The sequence below is a fragment of the Methylobacterium sp. D48H genome (assembly GCF_053345715.1).
Genome location: NZ_JBKFAP010000176.1, coordinates 1 through 296, shown reverse-complemented (window position 1 = coordinate 296; position 296 = coordinate 1). Strand labels below are relative to the sequence as shown.

1 protein-coding gene is annotated in these 296 nt (G+C 73.3%); it reads left to right on the top strand.

Features of this window, described 5'->3' with window-relative positions:
- Positions 1 to 296 (top strand): chorismate synthase (locus ACLBX8_RS32020; RefSeq protein ID WP_447716452.1); only part of this gene is annotated, 296 nt, incomplete at both ends.

Genomic DNA, 296 nt, shown 5'->3' with positions numbered 1-296 from the left:
CCGGCCAGTCGCGCTTCACGACGCAGCGCCGCGAACCCGATCAGGTCAAGATCCTGTCCGGCGTCTTCGCGGACGACCGCACCGGCGGCCGCCAGCTCACCACCGGCACCCCGATCGCGCTGATGGTCGAGAACACGGATCAGCGCTCGAAGGACTACTCGGAGATCCGCGACAGCTCCCGCCCCGGCCACGCCGACTACACCTACGACGTGAAGTACGGCACCCGCGACTACCGCGGCGGCGGCCGGTCCTCGGCGCGGGAGACCGCCGCGCGGGCCGCGTCCGGCGCGGTGGCG